The organism is Levilactobacillus acidifarinae DSM 19394 = JCM 15949, assembly GCF_001434835.1.
GTDB lineage: Bacteria > Bacillota > Bacilli > Lactobacillales > Lactobacillaceae > Levilactobacillus > Levilactobacillus acidifarinae.
The window spans coordinates 176363-200814 of the sequence record NZ_AZDV01000028.1; the positions used below are offsets into that span (position 1 = coordinate 176363).

The window sequence follows — 24452 nt, forward strand, 5'->3', positions numbered from 1 at the left end:
ATGTTCAATCAAGTTAATCGCTAACTCGTTTGAAACAACTATTATAATTTACCATGTCGCGAGAAGATTGTCAATATCTTTTTTGAAATCTTTTTGAATAAATATTCGCTGGATTTCTTTATTAAAGATCACATTGTAATCTCTTCAACGATAACTATTACAATTTATCATGTCGCGAGGAAGTTGTCAACATTTTTTTGAAACGCTTTTGAATAAATATTCGTGAGCTGAATAACTACTCCCTCAACAACATTTAATATCATAGCGTAACCAGCGCAAAAAAGCTACCCCTTTTCTGCATTTTTTTACAAAATCACGAGGTTTTTGATCATTCAACGGTTCTTCCCCACTCGTTGTCTGCAAAAAAGCCGGCGTAACTAGAAGCTGAACTTCTAGTTACGCCGGCTAAGTGGGCATTAATTTACTTGGTAATCTTGGTCATGCCACCCATGTAGGGCACCAAAACGTCGGGAATAGTAACCGTTCCGTCCGCGTTTTGGTAGTTTTCCAAAATTGCGGCGACCGTCCGGCCAACGGCCAACCCGGATCCGTTTAACGCGTGAACGTATTGCAACTTCCCATTATCATCACGGTATTGGATGTGGGCCCGCCGTGCCTGGAAGTCCGTCGTGTTCGAACAGCTCGAAATTTCTCGGTATGTCCCTTGTTCGGGGAACCAGACCTCTAAATCGTGCGTCATGGCGGCCGTAAAGCTCATGTCCCCGGTGGTCAGGGTAATCACGTGGTACGCCAGTCCCAACTTCTGTAGCAGCATCTCAGCGTGCTTGGTCAACGCCTCTAATTCGTTCCAGGAGTCTTCCGGCTTACAGAACTTCACCATTTCGACCTTGTTGAACTGGTGTAACCGAATCAGGCCGCGGGTATCGCGCCCGGCACTCCCGGCTTCCGAACGAAATGCGGGGGTCAACGCCGTGAACCAGACCGGTAACTTTTCGGCTGGGATCACTTCATTACGGTAGTAGTTGACTAACGGGACCTCCGCCGTAGGGATCAGGGTCATGTCCTGACCGGCTAACGAATAAACGTCTTCCTTAAACTTCGGAAATTGTCCCGTCCCGTACATGGAATCGCCATTCACGATGTAAGGTGGTAAGACTTCCTTGAAGCCCGCCTTAGTATTTTCATCTAAGAAGAAGTTATAGATGGCCCGTTCCAACCGTGCGCCAGCGCCCATGTAATACAGGTAGCGACTCCCGGAAACCTTGGCTCCCCGTTCGAAATCCAGGATCTCCAGGTTTTCACCAATTTCGTAATGGGCCTTGGGAGTGAAGTCCAGGTTCGGCTTCTCGCCCCACTTCCGGATCTCCACACTACCCGTTTCGTCCAACCCAACTGGCACGTTATCGTTCGGAATATTCGGTAAATGCGCCGCTGCGTCTTGCACCTGGGCCTTTAAGGTCTCCAATTCGGCATCAACCGTCTTGATGTCGGTGTTGACCTGGCGCATTTCGGCAATCTTGTCGTCGGCGTTTTGCTGGTTACGCTTCATGGTTGAGATTTCATCCGAGACCGTGTTCCGTTGGGCCTTCATGGTTTCCGTTTTGGTGATCAGTTGCCGCCGCTTAGCATCCATTGCCAGTAAGGCGTCGATGTCTGCGGGGTCCACGCCTCTGGTGGCTAATTTTTCCTTTACAAAGTCCGTTTCTTGGCGAATCAATTTTAAATCTAACATGTCTTGTTTCTCCCTTCTGCTAATTGTGGCACAAAAAAGGCCTTCGTCACATGGGACGAAGACCTTCGCGGTACCACCCAAGTTCACCGTTGGCTGACCCAACAATACCCTTGAACATGATAACGGTTTGCACCGTGCAGCATTACCTGCCCACTATTTTCGTGCTGGAATAATTCAACGTTGCGGTTCGCAGCTTTCCCCGCTTCTCTGATCGTCTACTAATAAGGCACGGCCGTGTTTGAAAGTACGCTTATCATACCGTACTTCAGTCAGCGGCACAAGTCTTAAAGTGACGCAATCTTTTCGTCAATCAACGTCAGGACCTTTTGCCGGGCCGCCGGGTCTTCCACGAAGTCCAAGTCATCCCCGTTGATCTGCATCTTCGGTGACTTGTCATAGTTGGCGTACCAGTCCGTGTACCGTTGGTCGAGTTCCTGGTAATAATTGTACAGGCTCGGGTCGGTATCGATCTGTTCGTAAGACCGGCCCCGCTTCTTGATACGTTGGAGCATGGTGTCAAACGAGATGTTGATGTGAATCAACAGGTCGGGGTTCTTCTGGTAGGTGGCTTCTGGTAATTCCTGCATCATGTTTTGCAGCAGTGAATCGTAGATGTCCACTTCCGTGTTGGTGGCCCGACCTAAGTCGGCGTTCAAATGGAACAACAGGGAATCTTCAAAAATCGACCGGTCCATGACGCTTTCTTGATCGGCGTTGGCCGCCTTGATGCTGTCCAACCGCTTGTTTAAGAAGTAGATCTGCAGTAAGAAGGCATACTTCTGGGGATCCTTGTAGAATAGTGGCAGAATCTTGTTATCGTCCACCGATTCATAAAATGCTGGTTTATTTAAATGTTTAGCCAATAAATTCGTCAGGCTCGTTTTGCCAGCCCCAATAGTTCCCGATAATACAAGCATGCAATATCTCTCCTTTATTTCCGTTACCGTCCCCCGAATCTCTCCGGGCGCAAAAAACAACACCACATATTGTACCAACCTGCTTTTGAAAAGACAACATGTCGTGGTCATTTTTTAGGACCCAATTTACCCACTTTGGCTAAGGGTCCCCACAAAAAGGTGACCGTACCAGCCTTTCGGCCAATCCGGTCACCCGTCGTTAATTTTTAAGTTAAAACGCTAGTCCTTTTCGGCAGCCGCGTTGTTCTTCAGCGTACCTTCCTTGTGGACCGGTGCCACGTCAACTTCCTTCAACGGAATCAACTTGGTGTGGTTCTTGAGCTTGTACCCGATGTAGAGCACTAAGACCAGAGGAACACTGATATAGGTTACCAGAACTTGTTCCCAGTTACCGGAGAAGAAGGATTGCGGATCTTGACCCACAATCACGGCGATACATAGAACCAGTGCCAGGATTGGTCCAATTGGGAACCACTTTGCGTGATACTTCAATTCTGATAACTTGTGGCCTTGCTTGATAAAGGCCCGACGGAACCGGAAGTGTGACAACGCGATCCCGAACCACGCGATGAATCCGGTCAACCCACTAGCAGCCACTAACCACATGTAAATCTTTGGTCCGGCAATACTACTGATAAAGGTCAACGCGGCAACGAATGTCGTGACCAGCAATGCGGGATAAGGAATCCCGTTCTTCCCGGTCCGTTCCAAGAAGTGTGGTGCGTAGCCTTCCTTGGACAAGGAGTACAACATCCGCGTCGACGCATACATCCCGGAATTGGCAGCGGAGATCACGGACGTCAAGATAACGGCGTTCATAACACTCGCAGCGGCGGCTAAGCCCGCACGCCGGAAGACCAGCGTGAAGGGACTGATGGCCACGTCACTAGCGGAAGAGCCTAACAAATCATGACTCGTGTAAGGTAAGACGGCGGCAATGACAAAGATGGCTAAAATGTAGAATAAAATAATCCGCCAGAACACTTGGTTAATCGCCTTAGGCACACTGTGCGAAGGATCTTCCGATTCACCGGCCGTGATCCCAACCAGTTCCGTTCCTTGAAACGAGAATCCTGCGACCACGAAGACACTTAAGATTGCTGGGAACCCACCCACAAATGGTGCTTGCTTGTAGGTGAAGTTACTCAAACCAGGTCCGTGACCCCCCATGATCCCCACGATAGTCAACAGTCCCACGGCCAAGAAGACGAAGATTGTGACCACCTTGATCAACGACATCCAAAATTCGGTTTCCCCGAAGGCTTGGACGGATAACGCGTTGATGGTGAAGATAATGACTAAGGCAATCAGACTCCAGATCCAGCCGGGAATGCCGGGCAACCAGAACTTCATGACCAAAGCCGCCGTGGAAATATCGACGGCCACGGTAATTGCCCAGTTAAACCAGTAGTTCCATCCCATGGCAAACCCTAAGGCTGGATCCACGTACTTCGCTGAGTAAGCGGCAAACGACCCGGAAATGGGCATGTTCGTGGCCATTTCCCCTAAACTAGTCATTAAGAAGTACACCATTAACCCCATCGCGGTGTAGGCCACTAACGCCCCACCTGGTCCGGCCGTCGAAATCGCCGACCCACTAGCGACAAAGAGTCCAGTTCCGATACATCCACCTAACGCAATCATGGAAACGTGACGCGTCTTGAGCCCCCGCTTAACCGAATCTGAGGCCTTACTTGTTGTTGCGTTCGTCATGCTCTGTTCCATACTTACTTCCTCCTTCTGGTTATAGAAGGACCTTCTCGAACCGACCTAGTAAACTAAAAAATCTCTTTCGCAAAAGAGCTTCGCGAAAGAGATGGAAGTCAAAATCCAAGTCAATATCGTTGAAAGCGCCCCGCAGTCCTATTCGACTGCGACAGTCCCTGATTTGTTGAACCAGGACCCAACCTAAACCGTTGGTCGACGGTTTAAATTTCGGCGATCGCCCCTTTTGTCTTCCCTCGTCGGTGTGGCCCACCTCCGGAAAACGACTCTTGTTGATCGCGCCTCTTCTATTCGATACTTCGTAGTATAGACATCTTAATCCCACATTGCAAGACTAAAAATGGCTAATTTAACTCACGGTAGGTCATACCGGTAAAGCAAATGTCGCTCTAACGCCATGTTGGCGGGGTTAGGCACCATCATTTGGTCGTCAATCAGTTTGAATGCTAAGTGACTTAAGACCCCCTGTGAGCGTTGATTCGTCGCTAAACTGGTCGCCCACAAGGTTTTAATCGGCGTTTCAATCCGCGTCAAGGTCGTCAACAGGCCCGTTAGTGCTTCGGGCATGATGCCGCGCCCCCAAAGCGCTGGTGCCAAAAAGTAGCCCAGTTCCACGGCCGTTCGATCAAGGCCCCCCAGGGCATCCACGTGTTCATACCCAATCACCGTCCCAACCAAGGAGTCCGCCGGTCGTATGGTCACCGCATAGGCTAAGGGTTGCTGTTGATCGGCGCGCAAACTATTAGCCGCGTGTTGCGCAGACAACGGTAAGGTCACTCCCGCCGGCTGGGCAACACTGGGATCACTCACAATGGCTTGATAAGCGGCCAAATCACTAGTCGTCAAGGACCGTAACCGGAGCCGGGCGGTCACAATTTCTGGTGGCATTTCCTGACCTTCTTTCTTGGGCCCGTTCAATTTTGCGGTACAATGAACGTAGCTTATTGCGGGTATCCCAAATACCCGTTATCACTGTTTATCATGACTTATCTTGGAGGTTTTTTCAAATGCAAATCATCAAGCACGTCCTCTCAGAAGACTCTCAAGCCTATCTACAAGGCTACCTACGGCGGGATGCACCGGACGCCACTTATCCCGCCATCATCATCGTTCCGGGCGGTTCCTACACCCACATCCCCGAGCAACAGGCCGAAGACCTCGCTTTAGCGTGGTCGGCCAAGGGGTATCAGGCCTTCTTCTTGCGCTATAGCTTCGTGGGGGAAAAACGGCCCCTGCTCCCCGCACCCGTGGTGGAACTGGCCCAAAGCGTCGCGGCGCTCCGGCAACACGCCCAAGAGTGGCAGCTGGTCCCCGACCAGATTACCTTGGCCGGCTTCTCCGTGGGCGGTCACATTGTCGCACTTTTCAACGACCAATGGGCCAGTGACGCCCTGAATCAGCAAGCCCACACCACGCCTCAAGAAATCCAACCACGGGCCATCATCCTGGGTTACCCGGTCATCACTCCGGCCGCCGGCTTCCCGAGCGACACCGCCGTGTTGGCCCAATGGACGGATGATCCCACGGCCATTGCCGCCGACCAACACGTCACGGCGCAGAACGTCCCCACGTTTATCTGGGTCACGGCTAGTGATCCGTTGGTTCCCGTTCAAAACGCCCTCGCTTACGCCCAAGCCTCAATTGCTCACGGCGTCGATACCGAATTACACGTTTTCCATCACGGTCCCCACGGCTTAGCCCTAGCAAACTCCGTCACGGCCTGGAAACCAGGCACTGATCTACCGCACGTGGCCCACTGGCTGGACTTGGCCACGGAATGGTTGGCCGAACTAGACTAGCCACCACCGAGCCGTTCCTTATCAATTGAAGCATCGATTAACCCTAACTAATCAAAAGGACTTCACCAAATCTGGCGAAGTCCTTTTTGTTTAATATTCTACATTAAATCTCTGATTTCTTTAACAATGGCCACCGTTTCATCACCGGCGCCAGGCGAATGTACAGCCCCTGGGCCACCTGTAACCATAGATAAGCTAATAAGGCGGCACCGAACGTATCGGTGGGGAAGTGGGCGTTCAGGTAGACCCGGGAAGCCATCACTAAGGCCATCCAGATTAGAACGATGATCCGCACCACCCATGCGCGCCATGGTGTCGCAATCATGGGAATCAAGATTAGCCAAATCATGGCGATCAGTAGAAACGTCCCGAAGACGTGACCACTGGGAAAACTATAGCCGTTGTCAGCGGCCAGGTGTCCCGCCGGGCGGGCTCGCTGCACGACGTTCTTAACAACGGCGGCGATGACGTCACCACCGATCAACGTGGCTAGACACCAGAGTGCGGGAACCTTAAACTTAAAGCCCCACAGCAGAAACGCTAGCACGAAGGTCCAGACAATCACGAGCTTGGGCTCGGCCAGAATCGAAACTCCCTGGTACATCAGGGTCTTCCACCCCGGCTGAGTCTTTTGCACCACATCGACAATTGATGAGTCCAAGAAAGCCACGTAAGCGTTTTGGGTCTTCACAAAAAACGCCAAAATCAAAAAGAGGATCGTGGTCAAGCCGAACTTCCATGGTCGGTCTCGATCCCGGTTAAATAGCATCATGAGATTAGATTCCTTTCGTCATACCTGATTGAAAAACTCCTCGCAATTGAGTATACCACCCCACCGTTAAATATCTAGGGACCCAATGCTTAACAATTTCCTAAAACTTTACTCGCGCTTGCGCCAGGCCCGTTGACGTAGGCGGTTGACCAGTTCGGACAATAAGAACCCAAAGGCAATGGCCCCCGAGATCATCACCACCTGCAGTAAGAAGGTTAACGCCGTATCATTTTGGCCTAACGCAAAATTTTTGATCATCTCGTAGGCTTGACCACCGGGTACCAGTGGCACCAGTGCGGGGATGTTGAACAGAATCATCGGCATCTTTTTCCAACGGGCCGCCTGTAAGGACGCCACCCCAATCGCCACGGCGCCCAGGAGATTGCCGACGACGTACCCGCCGCCCAACACGATGATGAATTGGTACAGCAAGTAGCCTAAAACGCCGATCCAACCGCTGAGATTCAACGCTCGCCGGGGAATGTTTAAAAGGATGCCAAACGCAATAGTCGCCACGTAATTGCCAACCACATCAATGATAAATTCCGTAATCGTCACGGTCGTTCCCCCCTAAACAAATTGTAAGACCATGGCAATCCCAAAGCCGATGGCCGCGGCACTCACCAGGGCTTCCACGCCTCGCGCCGGCCCACTCACCAGGTTCCCCGCCAGAATATCTCGGACCGAGTTAGTGATGGGGACCCCGGGGACTAACGGCATGACACTGCCAATGATCACGTCGTCCACGCTGTTTCCCAGCCCTAGGTGATGACTCCACACTGCCAGTAATCCAATCACCGCGGCACTCGCAAATTCCGCCAAAAACCGAATTTCGACGTACTTACTGATGAGGTAGTAGACCACCCAGCCGACCATCCCCACGAAACAGGTGATCCAAAAATCGTGCAAGTTATGTCGAAACACGACTTCCAACGGGCCACTCACTAAAGCGGCCGCTAGCAGTTGGAGCCAAAACGGAAAATATTTACTAACACTATCCAGGTGATCCAGCCGATCCGCAAACTGTTGTAACGTAATCTGCTGCACCGCAAACTCCCGGGAAAGTTCGTTGACCACCGCAATTTTCTCTAAGTCAAAGGTCCGCCGCTTGACCGGCTGAATCTGAGCCCCAACCTCGCCGTTGATGGCCATCAAGATCCCGGTAATCATGACGAATAGCTGGCTGGTTTGGGCCCCGGCGTTAGTGGCAATCCGGGTCATAGTATCTTCCACCCGTTCAATTTCCGAGCCGTTCTCAATCATGATCCGTCCCGCCGTTAACGCGGTATGTAAGATTAACTGATCGTGTTCTGTCGACGCTGACACGGCGATTCCTCCTTTAATGAGCCGTTGTTGCCCCACGACACCAGTCGGACGCGCCCCATCCATAACTTTTTTAATTATTATACGTCAGCCCTTTTCAAAACAACACGTTAAATTTACCCAATCAAAAACGACCACCGTCGCGCTCCGTCGCACCGGTGGCCGTTTAAGTTGAGTTATTTTACAAAAATATAGTGCGCCGCCTTGTAACTAACGATTAATTCGGCATCGTCGGTCAGATTCCGGACCGTAACGGGCCCTTCAAATGGATCGTGTTTTTCGATCTTGAGTTGGTCCCCGATGTCTAACTTCAAGTCGCCCAGATACGTGAGGAGATCGTGATTATCGATAAACCGATCAACGGTCACCACACTGCCGTCCTTGGCATCGTTCAAGACGGTGTGACTGTCTTCGTGGTAGTGGCCAAATCGGTCAGGAATCACCCCACCGTGGGGGCAATGGGTCGGATGCCCCAACATGTCATCCAACGCGTTGACCAGTTTAGGACTCGTCACGTGTTCCAAGACCTCGGCTTCATCATGAACGTCGGGTAACTCGTAGCCCAACTTTTCCACCAAGAAGTCCTCCCAGATCCGGTGCTTACGCACTAAGTCTTCAGCCAGCCGAATCCCCTTGCTAGTGAGCGAAATTCCCGCGTACGGTGTGTGTTCCGCTAACCCTTCGGCAGCCATTTTGTTGACCATTTCGGTCACTGAGCCGGCAGCAATATTCAAACTAATGGCGATTTGCTTATTGGAAACCTTTTTTTGTTTCCCGCCCAGTTCGAAAATAATCTTTAAATAGTCCTCCTTCATCGGAGTCATACTTTGTTCACCTCATCTAAATCGATACGTCATTCAACAAGCGGTATTGCGTGCAAGGTCAATCATGCCGCCAATCATTTTGCTTATAAAACAGGGATTCGTCTTTTCCGCGGTGACACTCCGCTTGGATGGTTACGTGATTCACGTCGTACTTGTGACAGAGTAACGCCTCAATCTGCCGGTAAACCGGTTCGACCTGGCTTAACGGCAGATCGGCCATATTCACGTGTACGGAGAAAACCACGTTATTTTCATCAATCTGCCAAGCGTGCAAATGGTGAACCCCCTCAATCTGGGGTAACGCACAAATATCGCGTGCAATTCCCTCGTAATCGAGCTTCGGGGCCCCTTCCATGAGAATCTCGAAGGTCTGTTTCACAATTGGCCAAGATTCGTAAATGATGTAGCCGGCCACCAGTAAACTGATGAGCGGATCCACCCAACTAATCTGCCAAAAGGTAATCAGTAAAGCCCCCACGATCACCCCAATCGAAGCTAGCGCATCACTCAATAAATGCAAATACGTCGCCCGAATGTTGAGATTGTGCTTGGCGCCCTTATTTAAGAGGAGGGTGGAGAGGAGATTAGCCGCAAAACTAACCACCGCGACCACTAACATCACGTCGCCCTTGACCGGTTGCGGGTGGAGTAACCGCCGGATGGCTTCGCCGCCTAATCCGATGGAAACCAGGATTAGTAACCCTGAGTTCAGCAAAGCCGTTAAGATTTCCACTCGTCGGTAACCAAAGGTGTTCTGGCGCGTCTGGTGGCGGCCACCAATGCGGTGGGCCACGTAACTTAAAATGACGGATAGCGCATCACCAAGATTATGAAAGGCATCCGAAAGTAACGACAAGCTCCCCGAGAGGAGGCCTCCCAATAATTCGAATCCCGTGATGACCACGTTCAAAACGGTCACGAGCAAAAAACGGCCGCCCGTTAACCCATTCTTTTCCACCAAAACCACCCCTCCGTTACCAAACTATCTCTATTATGGCAGAGTTTCGGGGGAAATAAAAGGTGGTTTGAGGGGAACCTGACTATTCCTAACAAAAAGTGGCTCCACGTTTTTGTGAAACCACTTTCTTTACTATTATACAGCGTTTAATACTGACGTTAGGCCAGTGATGTTTGGAATAAGTGTTCTGGTTGAACGTGGGCCGTCAGTCGTTCGTACGCGAAGTCCTGAACGCCCGCGAGCCCCACACTGTCCAGATCAATCCGTCCGGTTTCGGTGAACCCGTTCTTCTTGATGATGTGTTGCATCGCCATGTTCTGAGGATGGGTATCGATCCGAATACTTTCGATATGGTCCGCCTGATCGATCTGGGCGAATAAGCGTTGGAACAATTCCCCGGCCAAGCCGTGCCCGTGGTGGTGAGCCGAAACGGCCACCCGGTGAATCGCCAAGTAGGCGGCATCATGCGTCAGCCACTGACCATCGATTTGTCGGTAAGTTGGATCGACGCCGGGAATAATTGCCGCCGTCCCCAATATCTCATGATTTTCCTCCAAGACAACCGTCCATCCCTGGTGAATGTCATCAACTAAGACCGCCGTGTTCGGGTAAATTCCCTGCCACTGGTCAATGGATTGGGCCGCCAAAAGGTCGCGCCCGTCCCGAATAATTGCTTCAATTTCTGGTAAATCAGCCATAGTTGCTTGTCGTAACAGCATGTGCCACACCATCCTTTATAAATTCAATTTAAAATTGATTTTGTTATATTAACACGTTCGTTTTAAAAAACAACAATCCAAGCTCACTTTTTTCGACCGAAAATCACCTGAGGGGGTCAAAGCTTGATTTACCAAGCTTTGACCCCCTCATTATTTTTTCATTTTCACCAGTTTTTTTCAGAAAACTGCAAACGAAAGCCCCGTGCGAAGAACCTTCTAAACTTCGTACGGGGCCTGCAGAGGCAAACGAGGCGAGTGAAAATCAAAACACGTTAATTTTCAAAAACACGTCGTTTCAATTACGATCGCTTACGTTAGCTTGTGCTAGCGTAGTCCAGCGCAAAAATAAACGCGCTATTACTCTTGGTTATTCGCCTGGTTTCACAACACGTTAACAACATGAATGTCTGCTAACCCAGCCAGAAGATCGATTAGCATCGAAGGTTTTGACTGCCTCAGTTCGTGAGTCCTCCGCATCTTTAGCCTACCATTCTTAATGACCCGGTACAATCAAAAAGCCTAATTTTCCGCATCTTCTAGTTGGAAGTGCCAGCCCGTTGTTCCGCGTTTGGCCACTAAATGTTTCGTCGGGGCGGGATCAAACTTACCGAGGTCAATCACCGCAGTCTGGTCCGTGACTTCCATGTGCGTAAACCGATCCTCAAAAAACGAGCGTAACGCATCCAGATAAACGCCCCGTTGTCGAGCCCGTTGGACCGCACTGGTTAACGTATACCCGTCGTCCAAAAAACTCTTAATGAGTTGCACCTGCAGGACCGTCTTATAGGTAAACTTCCGGTTACTGTTATCCGCTACGGATTGACTTTTAATGTAGCCCTTACTTTCCCAATACCGGAGTTTGCTTTGGGCAATCCCCGTGGCTCGAGCCACATCCCCAATTCCCAGCGTCACACTATCTACGGGAATTTTTTTCATAATATCGGCCATTTCTCTTGTGAGCATTGCTTTGCCACCACCTTATTTTCTAATATCTATCAGACCGCCAATGAAAGCGGTTGTGAATTTTATAAACGAATCTTATGCTCATGTTTACTTTTCTCTAAACAGTATATATTTTATAAAACGTGTGTCAAGCTAGTTGACAAAGAACATCAAACTGAGTATATTTGTTCCAGAAATAATTTTTGAGATAAAAGAGGGAATTAATTTTGGGAAATGCAATTGATACCAACGGCAAGCCCTACAACCGGACGCTACTTGTCGTTCTCCTATTAGTCGGATCATTCTGTACGGTCCTTAACCAGACGATCTTGTCGACCGCCTTTCCGACCTTAATGAAGGCATTCGACGTGTCCACGTCAACCGTTCAATGGTTGACCACGGGCTTCTTACTGGTTAACGGGATTATGATCCCCATCAGTGCTTGGCTGATCAACACCATCAGTTCTAAGTGGCTGTACATCGGGGCGATGTCCATCTTCTTAGCCGGGACCATCCTGTGCTGGACGGCGCTCAACTTCCCGATGCTGTTAATCGGGCGGTTAGTTCAAGCCGTCGGGGTCGGGGTCTCCATGCCCCTGCTCCAAACCATGATGTTGACCATCTTCCCCGCGAATAAACGGGGAACTGCCATGGGACTCGCCGGAATCGTTATCGGCCTGGCCCCAGCGATTGGCCCGACCTTATCCGGGTGGGTCATCGACAACTGGACTTGGCGGGACCTGTTTGGGATGATCATCCCCATCGTGGTCGTCGTCCTATTAGCTAGTTTCTGGCTCATGCGCAGTGTCTTGGATACCAAGCGCGAACCGTTAGACGTGTGGTCCGTTATTCTGTCGACCATCGGATTTGGGAGCATGTTATACGGCTTCTCCTCCGTCGGGGACGACGGTTGGGGCAGTGCCATCGTGCTGACCACCTTAATTGTCGGTGTCATCTTTGTTGGTCTGTTCATTTGGCGGCAATTAGTCATGGACGATCCGTTCTTAAACTTCCGGGTTTACAAATCCAAAGAGTTTACGGTATCGGCCATCTTAAGTTCCGTGGTCATGATGGCCATGGTCGGTGTCGAAATGGTCATTCCGCTGTACCTTCAAATGGTCAAGGGCATGTCCGCCTTTCATTCCGGGTTAACCCTGTTAGCCGGGGCCTTAATGATGGGGGTTATGAGTCCCATCACCGGGCGGGCCTTCGACCGCTTCGGGGCCAAGCGTTTAGCGTTAATGGGAATGTTCCTGTTAACGGTTGGAACCGTCCCGTTCGCTTGGATTACCAAGGATAGTGCCACCATCTACATCGTGATCCTTTACGCCATTCGGATGTTCGGGATTGCCATGGTCATGATGCCCGCTACCACTGCCGGGATGAACGCCTTGCCAATGGATATGATTAGTCACGGGACCGCCGTGAACAACACCCAACGGCAGGTCGCCAGTTCCGTGGGGACGGCCATCATGGTCAGTGTCTTGACCAACGTAACCAAGAACGGGATGCCGGCTAAGCACGTCTTAACCACGAACCCCTTAAGCTACGCCGACCGGGCGATCAACGCCACTCTGGCTGGTTACCACGCCGCCTTCTGGATTGCCATTGGCTTTAGTGTTCTCGCCTTGATCGTGGCTATGTTCTTAAAGGGCAGTCGCAATCACTCGACCCATTTAGCTGATGAAGACGCCCAACAAGGAGGTGCCGCCTAATGATTCTGGTTACCTTAGTTATCACGGCGATTCTCGCCTTTATCTGTTACGTCTACATTACCAACCGTTGGCTGGCCAACGGTCTGACCTTGCTCATGATCATCGGGGTCATGGTCAGCACCCTATTTATCGTGAAAAACGATCACGACCACTACGGGCTGCATAACGTGACCGAGACCACGACCACGAAGATCTACTCCGCTTCCCCGTCGAAGCAGATGCCTTTAATGTTGTATCAATCCGTCGGTACGGCCGATAAGCACCGCGTCTACGTCTACAAGACCAGCGCTAACGCCAAAAAGACGGCGCATACTGCGGCCAAGGTCACCACGAAAAACGTGGTTAAGCGCACGACCGGTCAGAACCGGATTGTCACTCAAAAGACCTACCGGGAGTACAAGAACGGCACCTTCAAGTTCTGGTTCGGATTAGCCGACAACGGTCATAAATACGTGAAGGAAACCAACACGATTTACATTAATCAAAATTGGACCGTTTTAAGCGCATCCCAAGCGAAGAAACTGCAAAAGTTGGTTAAGTCTAAGAGCTACCAGGCTCAGCAAAAGACGGCCGCTAAGGCGTACGTCCAAAAGCAAGTCATGGCCGCCATGACCAAGAATCCAACCATGAGTGCTACCCAACGGCAACAAGTTATCAAGCAGGCCACGGCCGCTTACCAGGCCCAAGCCATGCAACGGTTGCTTCAACAGATTAAACAATAATTAGTAGAATAGAAGACTTTTATTGCGCTAGACCGGCAAGTCTCACCCCGGTCTTCGCCCAAGTTAAATAAAGGATCTCGCCAATTTAGCGAGGTCCTTTATTTTGTCCTTAAACCACACAAAAACGCCACGGTCCGCGGACCGTGACGTTTTTCGTGGTATTCAGGGACCCCTATTAACTTAACTGGGTCATCTTAGATTGGGCTTGCCGGCAACGTGGCATCAACCCGGATAAGTCACTTAAAGACGTTCCATTTTCCTGAAAACACTGAATCATATCGATCCAGTACAGATCGGAATCATCAAATTCCGTTGTTGAATGGTTGGAACCTAACAGTCCGTTCTCAACGTATTCGGCCACCCGACTCTCATCGACGTGTGCTGAGTGCGCTAATTCAGTCAAGTTCATCTTCATCGTCACTACCCCACTTTCTGCGTTCATTTCTAACTGATGAGAGTATCATACAGCCACCTTTACCAAAATGCAACCTTTTCTCCCGGACTTTTTTCGGTCCCACATGATCTCCCCCTAAAATTAACGCTTTACCTTGTCGTAGCAGTGTTTTACACTAGTCTTTAATTGCTTTTTTATCGTCTTATCATCAAATTTTTACATAGAAGGGATTCTGATTCCATGACGCCTGACCTTACCTTTCGTGCCGGTCTTAAGGACGTCCTCCCCACCGTTTTTGGGTACATCGGGGTAGGACTGGCCTTCGGGATCGTCGCCAACACCAGTCACCTCAGCCTCCTCATGGTGGCCGGCCTGTCCTTTATCGTGTACGCCGGATCCGCCCAATTCATCATCACCAGTATGCTGGTCGCTCATGACCCCCTATCGGCCATCCTCCTCTCCACGTTTCTGGTCAATTCCCGGATGATCTTGATGAGCACCAGTCTCGCCCAAGCCTTTCGTCACGAGTCGCTGACCAAAAACCTCTTGATTGGCTCGCTGGTGACCGACGAGACCTTCGCGTTAGCCATGAACAAGCAAAACAAAACCAACGGCCGGCTCAGCTTTGCCTGGCAGTCCGCCGCGAACGTGGTCGCCTACCTGGTCTGGGGTCTGGCCACCATCGTGGGGGCCATCCTGGGGAGCTTCATCACAAATCCCGCTCAGTTTGGCTTCGACTTCGCGTTAACGGCGATGTTTATCGGTCTCGTCTACCTGCAGCTCATTAGTGATAAACATTTAGGCTTAACCCGCCAACTGCTGGTCATGGCATTTGTCGCCCTGGCCTACTACGTCTCGTTACGCTTCTTAAACAGTAATTTTGCCCTCCTGACGGCCACCGTCCTGGGCTGTTTCTTCGGAATGGAGCTGAAAAAATGTCATTAACCTTACCAGAACTCTGGGTCATCCTCGGGTGTGGCGCCGTCACGTTACTTTCACGGACCCTCCCCTTCGCGTTAGTCCAACGCCTACAGTTGCCCGCGGGCGTCATCGATTTTCTAACCTTTGTTCCCATCGCCATCATGACCGCGCTGTGCTGCCAGAGTCTTTTTGTGGCGCACGTCGGTCACTGGGCAACGCTAAATCTGGCAAACTGTTACGCTGCCATCCCCGCTACACTAGCCGGTATCTTCACCAAAAGTTTATTGGTCGTCGTGGTGGTCGGCATCATGGCCATGGCGGTTATTCGCTACTTTAATCTCGGTTAACTCCCATAACGATTAACCAGGGATATCAGTCCAACTAATAACGGACCTTCACAAAAAAATGTGAAGGTCCGTTATTGGTGTCTATTCTGATGCTAGCGCTAAGCCGCGCCTGATTAGTCAACCAAACTTTAGTCGATCATGCGCCAATTACCTTCATCGGCCCGCGAAATGTCATTTAAAAATTTCAAAACGCGTTTAGCTCGATCCGGTTGTTGACCGTTCAAGAGGTTCAGTCCCGCTCCCGTGACCATGGGTTCGCTCAGTCGGAAATCACCGTGACTCGCATCCCCGGTGGAGAAAGCCACGACGGTTTCCCCCGATTCGATTTGCGTGGTTAAAAAGAACAGGGTGAAGTCATCATCGTCTTGCATGTAAGCGGGCATTGCCCAGATATCGGGCGCAATCTCCTGCATTTCACCATCTAAAAACTTAAACTCCTTGTGGTTGGCTTGCGTGACGGGCTGCTTGAGCACCAACATCATCTTGCCAAATTCATCATCGCCCAATTGTAACTGATCCTTCATGGGTCGTGCCTCCTCGTCTATGGTTGATTGTCCTATTATACGCTATTCACTAAAAAGACACCACGGCGAGCGTGGTGTCCTTATCAAAATTAAGCGTGTATGGTCTGGACGGGCTGTCCAATTCGTAATTGCATGTGATCGTAAGTGTGGTCCCCAATCATCTGAGGACCCGTCACTTGATACCCCATTCGTTCGTATAGACGAAACGCCCCCGGATTTTCCCGGTCCACGTTTAAGCCAATCACCGTTTGGCGATCCCGCCGAGCATAGTGCGGCAGGGCCGACAAGAGTTGCCGGCCAATTCCGCGCCCCTGATAAGCGGGATCAACGGCTAACGAATCCAGATACCATTCCCCCGGATGGGTTTCCGGTTCCGGTTCGTACGGCCCGTCAAAGGCCGCATTTTGGGTGGTCAAGTCCACCATCACATCATCCACGATGTCTTCTCGTTCGCCGGGGTACCCAAAGGCCACCCCCACGACTTGGCCATCGGCCTCGGCCACCACCGTAGTTGCCGCGCCGGATAAATACGTCCGGGTGCGGTAAGCTGCCGTGATGACCTTCAGTAAGTCGGGGCCAGGAACGTCCTCGAGGTCGGTCAGTGCCATCTCATCATAGATCAAGTTCATCAGCGGCGCTATCTGAGGCGCATCAGCTGGTTGAGCTTCACGAATTATCACAAAAAATCCTCCATTTCTGATATATCATCAGATTAACGGAGGATTCCCTATTTGTCAACGGATTCGCCACGTTGATCGACTCACTTAATGAGCCGCGTGGCCTGCCGCGCGGTGACCAAAGATCAGACCCACAACGAACAGGGTACTAGCCGTTACCCAGGTACGCATGTTGAAACTCCCTTCGTGTTACCGTGTTGGTGGCGTCTGCTTGGTGGCTTCGCGTAATTCAGCTAATTCCTGGCGAATTTCACCCAGAATTTCTAACTGGAAGCGTTCGATTTCCATGGTATGGGGCAACTGGTTTTGAGCCAGATGATCCACCTTGGCGTGCAAGAGACGTAATTCGTGTTCAGACTTCAGGTTCACGTGATAGTCGTTTTCGGCCATCATGCGATCCCGGTCCGCCGAGCGATTCTGGCTCATCATAATGATGGGCGCCTGAATCGCGGCCACACAACTAAGTACTAAATTTAACAGAATGAAGGGGTAGTTGTCAAAATTCACCCCAAACAGGTGCAACCCGTTCACAATCATCCACCCAAGTAACACGAACATGAAGACGAAGATAAAGCCCCACGAGCCGCCGAACCGGGCCACGTCGTCGGACACCTTTTGGCCAAACGTCAAACTGTTTTTCAAAATTTCGTTGACGTCAACCACGTCATAGTCGTCACTTTGCAGGGCCCGGGTCAACTTATGATTAATCTTCTTAGTTTGCTTGAGATCGGCGTTAATCATCGCGTCTACCCGATCCAAACGATACTTTAAGAGGTGGTGGCCGCAGATATAGTCCGTCACCTTAGCCTGCGGATAATCCCGCTTGATGCGGTTCCGTAAATTGGCATCCAGTTCCGCTAACTGTAAACTACTTTCAACCGCGATTGGCTGATGATCCACCAAACACGTGAGTTGCTCCCCCGTTGTCATCCTATCGTCCTCCTATTGTCGTAGCGCGGCGACCAACGCTTGCCAGTCGGCCGGTACCGGACTACTGAAGTGCCGAGCTTCCTGGGTAAACGGATCCGTAAAATCTAACGTCGCCGCATGCAGGGCCTGGCGCGACATGCCCCCCAGCAGCGGTCCGTGATACAACTCATCGCCCACTAGCGGGTGCCCCAGTGAGGCAAAGTGGGCCCGAATTTGGTGGGTGCGCCCTGTATGCAACTGAACCTTAACCAACGTCGCATCAGCAAACCGTTCTTGGACCCAGTACTCGGTCTGCGCCGGTTTTCCCGCTGGTGAGACCATCTGGTTGTAGCCCGCCGGATCAGGCGCTAACGGGGCATCGATCAGGTCGTGATCGGCGGTAAGTTGTCCGCTAACGATGGCCAAATAGCGCTTATCCACCGTATGGGCCGCCTGAAGTTGACTGGCCAAGCTATTGGCCAACCGGTGGCGGGCCACCCAGACCAAACCACTGGTAAAGCGGTCCAGGCGCGTCACGATATGGGGCACCATATTCTCGGCATTTTCCGCTTGCCAGGCGCCCTTTAGCCGGTTCACTAAGGTATCCGTCCGGTTGGCCGGTCCCGGAACCACGTTGAGGCCGGCCGGCTTATCGACGATCACCCAATCACGGTTACTAAAAAGTACGGTCACCGGTTCGGTACTCACGGCCACCTCGGGGTCTGCTACTTCGGGCGGCAAAATCACGGTGACCTCATCCCCCACCTGAAGTTGAACCGTCTGATCCACGTTGCGACCGTTGACCCAAATAATGCCCCGGTGTTTGAGGTCACTATACCCCCGGTGACTAATGCCCTGCTGGCTTAAAAAACGTTTCATACTGGTAACGGGAGCCGTCACGGCCCAGGATAACTTCATAGATTCTTTCCTTCCTATTTATTCATCATCTAAATCAACCATCCAGTCACGCGCATCGTTGTGCGTGTCTAGCCATTCGGGGTGAGCGACCAAGTCCGGATTAATCTGCTTAATTCGCCCAGCTAGTGGGAACCGTAAAACGATGGTTTCCTTGGTTCCCTCAACCATTAAAAAGGGATCCCCCAAATTAACGCGCCCCGTCTGCGTCTGCCACGTCAAGTGCTTGACGGGTCCGACCAATTCACGCCCATTATCCGCAAAACCCAACCGCACGATTCCCGGTGCTTGCGGCGTTAACCATAACGCATCGGCGCTGGTTTCTAACCGATCAATCATCTCGTCACACCCCTTCAATTTTTTCAGTCATAATTCCCTTTTATTCTACCATAGCCCCGGATTACCCGGGGAATAATTCCCCATTTTGCCGCGAAACCAGTTATAATAGAACCCATAAAGGGGGAGTTAAAATGTTAGTTGGTAAAAACATGATGACGGGAACGTTAATTATGGTGATTGGGGTCATCTTCTTTTTCTTCGTTCTCTTGAAGCTCATACCAAAGATGAAAGCGGAGGTCGACGGTCGGTTCCTATCCCGACTCTACTTAATCGTCAGTTTAGGAATCACCTGCATGGGTGGTTGGATCTTCTTCTCTTAGCCCAAATGATAACGACTAAGCCATGAATTACGGGCTTAGTCGTTTTTTAATCCCCTGAGAGACCAGATACGGCGATAACTTAACTAACGGTGACTTAACGACGATACAGCAGGCCAATCACTGTTGTAATGCTAAAAATTGTGGTCAAAACGGTCCCAATAAACGTCAATCTTTCGACGACCTTTTTACTCATCCTCAACGCTCCTCTCTAACCATCCTATTCGGTGTCGGGCGACGGTTAGGTTCAGCATACACAATCTGTGGTCCCACCACAATTGACGTATTGACTTAATAGTCCGATTGGTTAATCCATTTCTTGACGGGTTCCGTAGCCGCCAAATTCCTGTTTCACCCTAGTTACTCTACCAAGCAGGTAAACTAAGTTAAAAAGACGCCGCTCCATAACGAGTGGCGTCTTTTTAGCTTAACCTAGCAGTTGCCAGGCCGTTTAAGTCATCAAATTAGTTAATCGTCGACCGGCGACTTCGGCGCAATCGACTTGATCACCCGGGCTGGATTACCGGCAATCGCCACGTTATCCCCAAACGACTTGGTGACCACGCTACCGGCCCCGACAATCACGTTGTTGCCCAACGTGACGCCCGGACAGATAATGGCGCCACCACCGACCCAAACGTCGTCGCCCAGAGTAATCGGCTTACCAACGCCCATAGCCCCGTTCCGGCGAAGTTCGGGTTCTGCCGGATGGTTGACCGAGTAGAGTTGCACTTTCGGTCCGAGCAAGCAGTGCTTGCCAATCCGAATGGGCGCTACGTCCAACATCACGCAATCGTAGTTGGCGAAGAAGTCATCGTCCACATAAATGTTGTAACCGTAGTCACACCGGAAGTTGGCGTGGACACTGACCGCGTCCCCGGTGCTGCCAAAAAGCTGGCGAATCAACGCCTGACTCTTAGCCGGATCACTCTCCCCCAAGGCGTTAAACGCCTCGACCTGTTTACGGGCCGCCGCCCGTTCAGCCACTAGCTCATCGTCGTAGACGTTAAACAACTGGTTACCGGCAATCATCTTTTCTTTTTCACTTAAACCCAATTCCGTAACCTCCTAAATGTCTGAGGGTATAAAAATAGCGGGGCATTCGCTCACAGTCGAACGCCCCACTATTTAATCACTTAACTTACTTGATGAAAGCCTTGTTCATGTTAACCATGGTAGCAAAGTCTTCCATTTGTTCTTCGGTCAAGGAGAAGGAAAGCATGGTGTGGTGACCACCACCGGCCTTCATCCATTCGATGGCACCGGTCTTCAAACCAACCTTTGGCGTCCAGAGTTGCTTAGCAACTGGCAACTTAGGCGTTTCAGCTTCTGGCTTGTGCGCAGCTACGGCGTAACTGATCATCTTGAAGCCGTCACGGAAGTCGGAAACAGTAACGTCGATGGCGTCACCTTCGGAACCAGTGAAGACCAGACGAGCTGGGTCAGCCTTACCACCAATGTCCAATGGGTGAACTTCAACCCGTGGCTTGTCGGAGGCAATGGTTGGGTCGACTTCCAACATGTGAGACCCAAGGATGGCTTCGTGGCCCTTCCGCAGATCCAACGTGTAGTCTTCCATGAAGGCCGTTTGCTTGTTGTGGGACATGATCTTCATGACACGGCCCAAAGCAGCGGTCTTCCAGTCACCTTCGGCACCGAAGCCGTAACCGTCACGAATTAAGAGTTGTGCGGCTAAACCAGGTAATTGTTCCATTCCGTAGAGGTCTTCGAAGTTCGTGGTGAAGGCAGTGTAACCACCCTTTTCCAAGAAACTCTTGATCCCAATGTATTGTTGTAATTGAACGCGAACGGAGTGCTTGTAAGTTTCAGCATCGTTGTCGCCTTGAACCATTTCGTACTTGGATTCGAGGTCAGCGTATTCCTTGTCGATGTCGGCATCCTTAACGGCGTTGATTTCCTTAACCAGGTCACCAATTCCGTAGTAGTCAACCGTCCAACCCATTTGGATTTGAGCTTGAACTTTGTCACCTTCAGTAACGGCAACGTTCCGCATGGTATCGCCAAAGCGGGCAACCTTAACCTTGAAGCTTTCGTTGTAAGCTACGGCAACGTCTTCCCAACGAGCGATTTCGTCTTGAACATCATCGTCGCCCCAGTAACCGTAGACGATCTTGTTGTTCTTCTTCAAACGTGCGTTGATGTAGGCGTATTCACGGTCACCATGGGCACTTTGGTTCAAGTTCATGTAGTCGAAGTCAATGTCGGCGTATGGGATCTTGTTCAAGTATTGCGTTGCTAAGTGCAGCAATGGCTTTTGCAATAATTCCGTCCCGCGGATCCAGTTCTTAGCTGGGGAGAAGGTGTGCATCCAGGTAATAACCCCGGCAACCTTATCGTTGTAGTTAACTTCCTTCATGAAGTTAGTGATGCTTTCGGCAGTGGTCATGACATCCTTGAAGACCACCTTGTAAGGTAATTTGCCACTAGCGTTCAGCTTGTCAGCGATGTCTTGGGCATCCTTGGCAACGGACTTTAATTGTTCTTCACCATAAAGGTGTTGACTACCGGTAACAAACCAGAATTCGTAATTAGGAACTGATAACATATTCGAGCACTCCTTTGAATGAATGATTGATGTTATATCGTTGTAACCAAATTTATTGACGCGCCGCGTGATCTTGCGACTTGGCATTGTTTTGCCCATAATAAGCGTTTTTCCCGTGCTTACGGTAATAATGCTTATCCAACAGGTATTGCGGTAACTCCGAGTTCGCCCGCGTCAATTGCATGGTGTGGTAATCCTCACCCGCAACGACTTCCAGGACCTTGGCGTTGTAAACCGCCTTAGCTGGGGTCGGGCCCCAAGCGAACGGACCGTGTTGGCTCACCAGAGCAGCTGGTGTGGCTTCATAATCCAAGCCCCGTTCGTTGAAGGTTTTGACGATGGTCTTCCCCGTGTTGCCTTCGTAATCCTCTTCGATCTCTTCCTTAGTTAACGCGTCGGCCGCCGGAACTCCGGTGAAGAACGTGTCAGCGTGGGTGGTGTTCATTGCCGGAATGTCCATTTTGGCAGCGGCAAAGGATACGGCCCAAGGTGAGTGGGTGTGAACAATCCCACCAATGTTCGGAAAGGCGTTGTAAAGTACGGTATGCGTTGGGGTGTCGCTAGAAGGGTTCATATCCCCTTCAACCACTTCACCTTTGAGGTTAACAACCACCATGTCGCTAGGCTTGAGCGTATCGTAATCGACCCCGGAAGGCTTGATGACGAACAAGCCCTTTTCTCTGTCGATTCCGGAAACGTTACCCCAAGTAAAGGTAACCAAGTCCAACTTAGGTAACTGCATGTTGGCGTCGTAAACCTCTTGCTTTAATTCCTCTAACATTCAATTAACCCTCTCTCTTAGTCGGTGATAGCATCGCCAGCGGCAGCTTCCACCGGCAAGCCTGCTTGATACTTCTGGATAAATTCGCGGTAACCGGCGACCCCAGCTGGTTCTGGGCTCAAGGTCATGCTTTCTGGGTTAGCAAAGACTTCCTTATCCAAGAAATCTTCCAGACTTTCAGTACTATTCTGCTTAGCGTAGATGGCTAAGACCGCCATCCCCCACGGACCACCTTCGCCGGCGGTACTCATAACCGTGATTGGAATGTCTAAGGCATTTGCCAAGACTTGTTGGCCAATCACTGGTGTTCTGAATAACCCACCTTGCGCAATCATCACATCGGTGTGGACGTGTTCTTCGTTGATTAGAATGTCCATCCCGATTTGTAATGGGGCAAAGGCTGCGTAGAGTTGCGTCAACATGAAGTTCGGTAACGAGAACTTGCTGTTCGGCGTCCGGACAAACAGTGGCCGGCCAGCCTGAATCTTGGTGATGTTTTCACCGGACTGGTAACTATAGTTGACCAAGCCTCCGGCGTTGGCATCCGCCTTTGTAGATTCCAGGAATAAGGTTTCGTATAAGCGGTCCGGCTTTAAGTCGACACCTAACCGATCGGCAAATTCCTTAAACACACTGGCCCAGGCGTTGATATCGGAAGAACAGTTGTTAACGTGGACCATGGCCACTGGTGAACCGTCTGGCGTCATCACGATATCAATATCGCGGTGAACCTTGGATAACGGCTTGTCCAGCACGTTCATGGAGAACGCGGACGTCCCAACGGAGATATTCCCGGTCCGTTTACGAACACTGTTCGTACCGACCATCCCGGTCCCGGCATCCCCTTCAGGCGGTGCCATCACGCTACCGGCTTCCAAGTTACCACTGACATCGAGCAATTTCGCCCCTTCAGCGGTCAAGGTTCCGGCAACTTTACCGGCTGGTAAGATGGCTGGTAAAACATCTTCTACGTTCCACGGTAAGGCCTTGATCTTGTCCAAGCCGTCGAACTTCGCCAGCATGGTTTTGTCGTAGCTCCCCGTCTGCTCATCAATTGGGAAGACCCCGGAAGCGTCACCGACACCTAAAACCTTTTCACCGGAAAGTTTCCAGTGAACGTATCCGTCTAATGACGTGATGAAGTCGACGTTGGGCACGTGTTCTTCACCGTTTAACACGGCTTGGTACAGGTGGGCAATGCTCCACCGTTGAGGAATGTTGAAGTCGAACAGGTCCGTCAACTCATCGGCCGCTTGACCGGTGATGTTGTTCCGCCAGGTCCGGAAAGGCACCAGCAGTTGATCGTTCTTATCAAACGGGAGGTAACCATGCATCATGGCACTGATCCCGATGGCGCTGATGTGCTTTAGAGTACTGTGGTACTTGCTTTGCACGTCGGCTGCCATTTGCTTGTAGCTTTGTTGGATCCCGGTCCAAACCTGATCTAACGGGTAAGTCCAGATACCGTTTTCAAATTGGTTTTCCCAGACGTAACTGCCTGAGGCAATCGTATTGAAGTCATCGGTAACCAGGACCGCTTTGATCCGGGTCGACCCTAACTCAATCCCTAAGGATACCTTACCGGCATCGATAGCTTGAGTGGTTTCAACTAAGTTCATGTCGCTGACCTCCAAAATTTTACGAATAAGTGAT

27 protein-coding genes, 1 tRNA gene and 1 riboswitch (1 of these 29 cut by a window edge) are annotated in these 24452 nt (G+C 50.8%); of the genes, 6 read left to right on the forward strand and 22 right to left on the reverse strand.

The genetic code is table 11. The features are described 5' to 3' along the window. The 5 genes from FD25_RS14240 to FD25_RS12545 form a co-directional block, all read right to left on the reverse strand. Positions 1-19: transfer RNA gene (locus FD25_RS14240), tRNA-Val, on the reverse strand (it extends 65 nt beyond the left edge of the window). A 402-nt stretch (positions 20-421) separates the two neighbouring features. Further along, positions 422-1693 carry a serine--tRNA ligase gene (serS, locus tag FD25_RS12530; RefSeq protein ID WP_057804597.1) on the reverse strand — a complete coding sequence of 424 codons (1272 nt, stop codon included), beginning with the start codon at positions 1691-1693 and terminating at the stop codon, positions 422-424. A 284-nt stretch (positions 1694-1977) separates the two neighbouring features. Beyond that, positions 1978-2610, reverse strand: a complete 633-nt coding sequence (locus FD25_RS12535; protein WP_057804598.1) for a deoxynucleoside kinase — start codon at positions 2608-2610, stop codon at positions 1978-1980. 219 nt (positions 2611-2829) lie between these two features. Next, a complete protein-coding gene (locus FD25_RS12540) occupies positions 2830-4335 on the reverse strand; it encodes an amino acid permease (protein ID WP_371862395.1) in 1506 nt (501 codons plus the stop codon). 115 nt (positions 4336-4450) lie between these two features. Continuing rightward, positions 4451-4630, reverse strand: a riboswitch (Lysine riboswitch). Positions 4631-4689: 59 nt separating this feature from the next. Next, positions 4690-5223: a GNAT family N-acetyltransferase gene (locus tag FD25_RS12545; protein ID WP_057804599.1), complete on the reverse strand. Its 534-nt coding sequence runs from the start codon at positions 5221-5223 to the stop codon at positions 4690-4692. A 119-nt stretch (positions 5224-5342) separates the two neighbouring features. Here FD25_RS12545 and FD25_RS12550 point away from each other — a divergent pair, with 119 nt between their 5' ends. Then, complete coding sequence (locus FD25_RS12550; RefSeq protein WP_057804600.1) at positions 5343-6134, forward strand: lp_1002 family arylesterase; 792 nt, start codon at positions 5343-5345, stop codon at positions 6132-6134. A 103-nt stretch (positions 6135-6237) separates the two neighbouring features. Here FD25_RS12550 and FD25_RS12555 read toward each other — a convergent pair whose 3' ends face one another. The 7 genes from FD25_RS12555 to FD25_RS12585 all read right to left on the reverse strand — a co-directional run bounded on the left by FD25_RS12555 (position 6238) and on the right by FD25_RS12585 (position 11666). Continuing rightward, positions 6238-6906, reverse strand: a complete 669-nt coding sequence (locus tag FD25_RS12555) for a phosphatase PAP2 family protein (RefSeq protein ID WP_057804601.1) — start codon at positions 6904-6906, stop codon at positions 6238-6240. A gap of 108 nt (positions 6907-7014) precedes the next feature. Beyond that, a complete protein-coding gene (locus tag FD25_RS12560; RefSeq protein WP_057804602.1) occupies positions 7015-7464 on the reverse strand; it encodes a threonine/serine exporter family protein in 450 nt (149 codons plus the stop codon). 12 nt (positions 7465-7476) lie between these two features. Further along, positions 7477-8232, reverse strand: coding sequence for a threonine/serine exporter family protein (locus tag FD25_RS12565; RefSeq protein WP_371862396.1), 756 nt, complete (start codon positions 8230-8232; stop codon positions 7477-7479). 173 nt (positions 8233-8405) lie between these two features. Continuing rightward, the gene (locus FD25_RS12570) at positions 8406-9053 is read right to left on the reverse strand and encodes a metal-dependent transcriptional regulator (RefSeq protein ID WP_057733064.1); all 648 of its coding nucleotides are present in this window, start codon (positions 9051-9053) and stop codon (positions 8406-8408) included. 58 nt (positions 9054-9111) lie between these two features. Beyond that, a complete protein-coding gene (locus FD25_RS12575) occupies positions 9112-10011 on the reverse strand; it encodes a cation diffusion facilitator family transporter (RefSeq protein WP_057804843.1) in 900 nt (299 codons plus the stop codon). 158 nt (positions 10012-10169) lie between these two features. Next, the gene (locus tag FD25_RS12580) at positions 10170-10730 is read right to left on the reverse strand and encodes a GNAT family N-acetyltransferase (protein ID WP_057804603.1); all 561 of its coding nucleotides are present in this window, start codon (positions 10728-10730) and stop codon (positions 10170-10172) included. A gap of 519 nt (positions 10731-11249) precedes the next feature. Further along, positions 11250-11666, reverse strand: a complete 417-nt coding sequence (locus FD25_RS12585) for a MerR family transcriptional regulator (protein ID WP_235807933.1) — start codon at positions 11664-11666, stop codon at positions 11250-11252. Positions 11667-11899: 233 nt separating this feature from the next. Here FD25_RS12585 and FD25_RS12590 point away from each other — a divergent pair, with 233 nt between their 5' ends. Both FD25_RS12590 and FD25_RS12595 read left to right on the forward strand, forming a co-directional pair. Next, the gene (locus FD25_RS12590; protein WP_057804605.1) at positions 11900-13387 is read left to right on the forward strand and encodes an MDR family MFS transporter; all 1488 of its coding nucleotides are present in this window, start codon (positions 11900-11902) and stop codon (positions 13385-13387) included. Continuing rightward, positions 13387-14109 (forward strand): DUF4811 domain-containing protein, encoded by a 723-nt coding sequence (locus tag FD25_RS12595; RefSeq protein ID WP_057804606.1) that lies wholly within the window; start codon positions 13387-13389, stop codon positions 14107-14109. Before FD25_RS12590 ends, FD25_RS12595 begins: the two co-directional genes overlap by 1 nt. A 175-nt stretch (positions 14110-14284) precedes the next feature. Here the strand turns inward: FD25_RS12595 and FD25_RS12600 are convergent, their stop codons facing one another. Next, positions 14285-14524 carry a MerR family transcriptional regulator gene (locus FD25_RS12600; RefSeq protein WP_057733053.1) on the reverse strand — a complete coding sequence of 80 codons (240 nt, stop codon included), beginning with the start codon at positions 14522-14524 and terminating at the stop codon, positions 14285-14287. A gap of 219 nt (positions 14525-14743) precedes the next feature. On the opposite strand from FD25_RS12600, the gene FD25_RS12605 reads away from it, so the two are divergent. Together FD25_RS12605 and FD25_RS12610 are read left to right on the forward strand one after the other, a co-directional pair. After that, positions 14744-15448, forward strand: a complete 705-nt coding sequence (locus tag FD25_RS12605; protein ID WP_057804607.1) for an AzlC family ABC transporter permease — start codon at positions 14744-14746, stop codon at positions 15446-15448. After that, positions 15439-15771, forward strand: a complete 333-nt coding sequence (locus tag FD25_RS12610; protein WP_057804608.1) for an AzlD domain-containing protein — start codon at positions 15439-15441, stop codon at positions 15769-15771. The genes FD25_RS12605 and FD25_RS12610 overlap by 10 nt, the downstream gene beginning before the upstream one ends. Positions 15772-15899: 128 nt before the next feature. Here the strand turns inward: FD25_RS12610 and FD25_RS12615 are convergent, their stop codons facing one another. From FD25_RS12615 to FD25_RS12635, 5 genes are all read right to left on the reverse strand, one after another. Next, a complete protein-coding gene (locus FD25_RS12615) occupies positions 15900-16295 on the reverse strand; it encodes a hypothetical protein (RefSeq protein ID WP_057804609.1) in 396 nt (131 codons plus the stop codon). 89 nt (positions 16296-16384) lie between these two features. After that, a complete protein-coding gene (locus FD25_RS12620) occupies positions 16385-16924 on the reverse strand; it encodes a GNAT family N-acetyltransferase (protein WP_057804610.1) in 540 nt (179 codons plus the stop codon). Between the two features lie 237 nt (positions 16925-17161). Next, positions 17162-17902 carry a DUF1003 domain-containing protein gene (locus tag FD25_RS12625; protein WP_057804611.1) on the reverse strand — a complete coding sequence of 247 codons (741 nt, stop codon included), beginning with the start codon at positions 17900-17902 and terminating at the stop codon, positions 17162-17164. A 12-nt stretch (positions 17903-17914) separates the two neighbouring features. After that, on the reverse strand, positions 17915-18799 hold the full coding sequence (locus FD25_RS12630; RefSeq protein ID WP_057804612.1) for an RluA family pseudouridine synthase: 885 nt from the start codon (positions 18797-18799) through the stop codon (positions 17915-17917). An 18-nt stretch (positions 18800-18817) separates the two neighbouring features. Then, positions 18818-19135 carry a biotin/lipoyl attachment domain-containing protein gene (locus FD25_RS12635; protein WP_057804613.1) on the reverse strand — a complete coding sequence of 106 codons (318 nt, stop codon included), beginning with the start codon at positions 19133-19135 and terminating at the stop codon, positions 18818-18820. A 131-nt stretch (positions 19136-19266) separates the two neighbouring features. Between FD25_RS12635 and FD25_RS12640 the strand changes: the two genes are divergently transcribed. Continuing rightward, positions 19267-19455 (forward strand): hypothetical protein, encoded by a 189-nt coding sequence (locus FD25_RS12640; RefSeq protein WP_057804614.1) that lies wholly within the window; start codon positions 19267-19269, stop codon positions 19453-19455. Between the two features lie 465 nt (positions 19456-19920). Here the strand turns inward: FD25_RS12640 and FD25_RS12645 are convergent, their stop codons facing one another. From FD25_RS12645 to FD25_RS12660, 4 genes are all read right to left on the reverse strand, one after another. After that, positions 19921-20484: a sugar O-acetyltransferase gene (locus FD25_RS12645; protein ID WP_057804844.1), complete on the reverse strand. Its 564-nt coding sequence runs from the start codon at positions 20482-20484 to the stop codon at positions 19921-19923. A gap of 109 nt (positions 20485-20593) precedes the next feature. Continuing rightward, the gene (gene araA / locus FD25_RS12650; protein WP_057804615.1) at positions 20594-22018 is read right to left on the reverse strand and encodes an L-arabinose isomerase; all 1425 of its coding nucleotides are present in this window, start codon (positions 22016-22018) and stop codon (positions 20594-20596) included. Between the two features lie 52 nt (positions 22019-22070). Continuing rightward, entirely contained in the window at positions 22071-22799 is a 729-nt protein-coding gene (locus FD25_RS12655) for an L-ribulose-5-phosphate 4-epimerase (protein ID WP_057804616.1), read from the reverse strand. Positions 22800-22816: 17 nt separating this feature from the next. After that, a complete protein-coding gene (locus FD25_RS12660; RefSeq protein ID WP_057804617.1) occupies positions 22817-24418 on the reverse strand; it encodes a xylulokinase in 1602 nt (533 codons plus the stop codon). Positions 24419-24452: the final 34 nt, after the last annotated feature.